A 4,047-nucleotide genomic window follows, 5' to 3' on the forward strand; every position below is an offset into this window, starting at 1 on the left:
GGTGAGATGTTTGCCATCAACATTCTCGGGGTCAAAGAAATCATCGAATACGGCAACATCACTCCCATCCCCATGATGCCAAGCTTCATCCGCGGCGTGATCAACCTCAGGGGGGCCGTGGTCTCGGTGGTGGACCTCAACGCTCGCTTTGGCAATGCCCCCTCCAGCATCACCCGCCGTAGTTGCATCGTCATCATCGAAGGGATGCACCCGGATGATCCCGAGCACGGCAATCAGGACATTGGGGTCGTGGTGGATTCGGTCTCGGAAGTACTGACCATTCCCTGCAACGAGATAGAGCCACCGCCCAGTTTTGGCGCCCGCATCCGGGCCGATTTCATCAGCGGTATGGGCAAGGTGAATGGCAAGTTCGTCATCCTCATCAATACCGAGAAGGTGCTCTCCATCGACGAGATGACACAACTAAGTGAACTGACCCAGCAGCAGGAACGGCTGCTGGAACAGAAACAGCCAACGCCATAACCCAAACATCATCAACAACAACGAGAGTGTCGCTCACACCACACAGCAATGACATGTCGCACAAGGATCAGGCCCATGACTCAATCATTCTTTGGCAATCTCTTCGGCAACGGTAGCGCTCATACCTTGCAACAAGCACAACTGACCCAGTTGATCGGGGCTACTCGCACTATTTCGCAGGGGATCGCGCAGGGTGAACAGCCGTTCCTACTAGAATTGGGCACACTGGATGGCCCGCTGCGGGAACTCTGTCAGGAGTTCAACCAGGTAATCACGCTGCTTGGCCAGCGGCTCAACAGCGGGCTGGCGGCCATCAGCGCCAACCAGGCCCTGTATGACGAGAACCTGCGGGTGCGCAAGGCTCTGGATGGTGCCTCGACCAATGTGATGATCGCCGATACCAACCTCGACATCGTCTACATGAATGAAGCCGTGCTCGCCATGCTGGGGCAGGCGGAGTCCGACATCCGCAAGGATCTGCCCAACTTCGATACCAGACAGCTGATGGGCAAGAATATAGACACCTTTCACAAGGATCCGTCCCACCAGCGCAGCATGCTGGCCAAGCTGGACAAAACCTACCGCACGCAGATCTCGGTCGGTGGCCGCATCTTCTCCCTGATCGCCAACCCTGTCTTCAACGACAGCGGAGAGCGGCTCGGTTCAGTGGTGGAGTGGGCAGATCGCACCAAGGAGATCGCCATCGAAAATGAGGTGAAAGCGGCCAACGCGGCGGCCAAACTCGCCGCCGCCGAAAGCCTGCGAGTCAAGAGAGCACTGGATGGCGCCAGTACCAACGTGATGATTGCCGACACAGATTTGAACATCATCTACATGAACGAATCGGTCAAGGAGATGCTTAGCCTAGCCGAATCCGACATCAAGAAGGATCTCTTCAGCTTCAATTCGTCCACCCTGATGGGGGCCAACATCGACAGTTTTCACAAGAATCCCGGCCATCAGCGCGGCATGCTGGCCAAGCTGAGCAATACCTACAAGACCCAGATCCTGCTCGGTGGCCGCACCTTCTCGCTCATTGCCAACCCAGTGTTCAGCGATGATGGCGAGCGGCTGGGCTCCGTGGTCGAGTGGTCTGATCGCACCAAGGAGGTCGCGATCGAGCGGGAGATGTCGGAGATTGTGCAGGCGGTGATCAACGGGGAGCTGCACAAACGCATGGATCTGGTGGGCAAGAGTGGTTTCTTCCAGACCCTGGGGGAAGGCATCAACCGCATCGCAGAGGTGATAGACACCAGTCTCAACGACGTGATCCGGGTGGTGCAATGCCTGGCTCGGGGAGATCTGACCCAAACGATCGTGGCCGACTACCCCGGGGTATTTGGCACTACCAAGGACTCCCTCAATCAAACCATCATCTCGCTGACCAACATAGTGACCGAGGTGCGGAGCGCGTCCGATAACCTCTCCAGTGCCTCGGAACAAGTCAGCGCCACCGCCCAATCTATCAGTCAGTCGAGCAGTGAGCAGGCATCCAGCATGGAGGAGACCAGCGCCTCCATCGAGCAGATGAGTGCCAGCATCAACCAGAACACAGACAACGCTCAGGTCACGGATGGCATGGCCAGCAAAGCGGCCAAGGAGGCCGTGGAAGGCGGTGAAGCAGTCAAGCTCACGGTCGATGCCATGAAACAGATCGCCAAACGAATCGGCATCATTGATGACATCGCTTACCAGACCAATCTATTGGCCCTCAACGCCGCCATCGAAGCCGCCCGTGCGGGGGATCACGGCAAGGGCTTTGCGGTGGTAGCCGCCGAGGTCCGCAAACTGGCGGAGCGCAGCCAGGTGGCGGCTCAGGAGATAGGCGAGCTGGCCTCCAGCAGCGTCGACATGGCGGAAAAAGCGGGCCGCCTGCTCGATCAGATGGTGCCCTCCATCAACAAGACTTCGGATCTGGTACAGGAGATCAGCGCGGCCTCCGCCGAACAATCCACCGGCGTTAGCCAGATCAACATCGCCATGAACCAGCTAAGCCAGGTGACCCAGCAGAATGCATCCTGCAGCGAGCAGCTGGCGGCCACAGCAGAGGAGATGAGCAGCCAGGCCGAGCAACTGCAACTGGCCATGGAGTTCTTTACCTTGGAGCAACACAAGGGCGGCACGGGTCACAAAACCACAACCCCCCGGGCTGCAACCCGAGGACGTTTCATCACCGACGGCAATGGACAAGATGGCTTCAATGGTTCCCCTCGCCCCCACAACGACGCTGATTTTGTTCGGTTCTAAGCAAGGTAGCGGGTGAGCATAACTCACCCGCTACGCCCCGATCACCACAGGAGTCCGGTCGTGTATCAGACCCAGTTGCATGATGATGAATTTGCACAGTTTCAACGCTGGCTCCACCAAACGGCGGGCATAGATCTGTCACCGGCGAAGAAGGCGCTGGTCGCCAGCCGGCTGTCAAAACGGCTCTGTCACTACGAACTGGAGAGCTACGGCGACTATTTCAGCCTGATCATGAATAACCGGGGGGCAGAGCTGCAAATCGCACTGGACCTGCTCACCACCAACGAGACCTACTTTTTCCGGGAACCAAAGCACTTCGAGTTTCTCAGCGAAAAGGTGCTGGCACGGCTGCCAAAAGAACAGGCGGTGCGCATCTGGAGCGCGGCCAGCTCATCCGGCGAAGAGCCTTACAGTCTGGCCATGACGCTGGCTGACACCTTGAGCCAGGGCAACTGGGAGGTGATAGCCTCGGATATTTCGACCCGGGTGCTGGATCAGGCCAGATCGGGGCAATATCCCATCGAGAGGGCCCATAATATTCCGCTCTCCTTCCTGATGAAGTACTGCCTGAAGGGCGTCGGCTTTCAGGAGGGTACCTTCATCATCGACCGCAAGCTCAGGGACAAGGTGCAATTTCATCACATCAACCTGAATCAGGAGCTGCCTGACATTGGTATGTTCGACATCATTCTGATCCGCAATGTGATGATCTATTTCAATCGGGAAACCAAGGGGCAGGTGCTACAACGCCTGGTACCACGCTTGAAGAAGGGAGGCTATCTCATCGTCAGCCATGCAGAGAGCCTGAACGGCCTGCCCCACGGTTTGCAACTGGTATCACCCTCCATCTATCTGAAACCCTGAGGGTTTCAAAATGAAAGAGATAGTGCTGCAACCGGGAGAGTTCTTTTTTGGTCAGGATAACACCATCATCCGCACCCATCTTGGCTCCTGCGTGGCCATTACCATGTGGCATCCGGAACAGAAACGGGGTGGCATGTGCCACTACATGCTGCCAAGCCGTGGTCACAACGATGACGTGCTGGATGGCCGCTATGCAGATGAGGCAATCCAGTTGTTTATCAATGAAATAAGCAAGTACCCCGCCCCCATTCACGAATACGAGGTCAAGTTGTTCGGCGGCGGAAACATGTTTATCGAACAGCAGACACTCAACACCATGAATGTGGCAATTAAAAACATCAAGGCGGCCTGGCAACTGACTCAGCACCTGGGACTGTCGATCAAGGCCCACCATCTCGGACATGCAGGACACAGAAGCCTGATTTTTGAACTGACCAACGGCAATGTCTGGGT

4 protein-coding genes are annotated in these 4,047 nt (G+C 56.7%); all 4 read left to right on the forward strand.

Going from position 1 to position 4,047, the window contains the following annotated elements; genetic code table 11:
• Nucleotides 1-483 (forward strand): chemotaxis protein CheW (locus AAC083_RS13920; RefSeq protein ID WP_108536906.1); only part of this gene is annotated, 483 nt, incomplete at its 5' end.
• A gap of 75 nt (nucleotides 484-558) precedes the next feature.
• A complete protein-coding gene (locus AAC083_RS13925) occupies nucleotides 559-2,730 on the forward strand; it encodes a methyl-accepting chemotaxis protein (RefSeq protein WP_108536907.1) in 2,172 nt (723 codons plus the stop codon).
• Nucleotides 2,731-2,790: 60 nt separating this feature from the next.
• Nucleotides 2,791-3,594: a CheR family methyltransferase gene (locus tag AAC083_RS13930; protein WP_108536908.1), complete on the forward strand. Its 804-nt coding sequence runs from the start codon at nucleotides 2,791-2,793 to the stop codon at nucleotides 3,592-3,594.
• A 10-nt stretch (nucleotides 3,595-3,604) separates the two neighbouring features.
• Nucleotides 3,605-4,047, forward strand: a 443-nt coding sequence (gene cheD / locus AAC083_RS13935) for a chemoreceptor glutamine deamidase CheD (protein ID WP_108536909.1), incomplete at its 3' end; no start/stop codon positions are given.

This window comes from Aeromonas sp. HMWF014 (assembly GCF_963878295.1).
Classification (GTDB): domain Bacteria; phylum Pseudomonadota; class Gammaproteobacteria; order Enterobacterales; family Aeromonadaceae; genus Aeromonas; species Aeromonas popoffii.

What these genes read in the sequence shown, in the direction of transcription:
- AAC083_RS13925 (WP_108536907.1), top strand. Translation starts at nt 559, where the DNA reads ATGACTCAATCATTCTTTGGCAATCTCTTCGGCAACGGTAGCGCTCAT.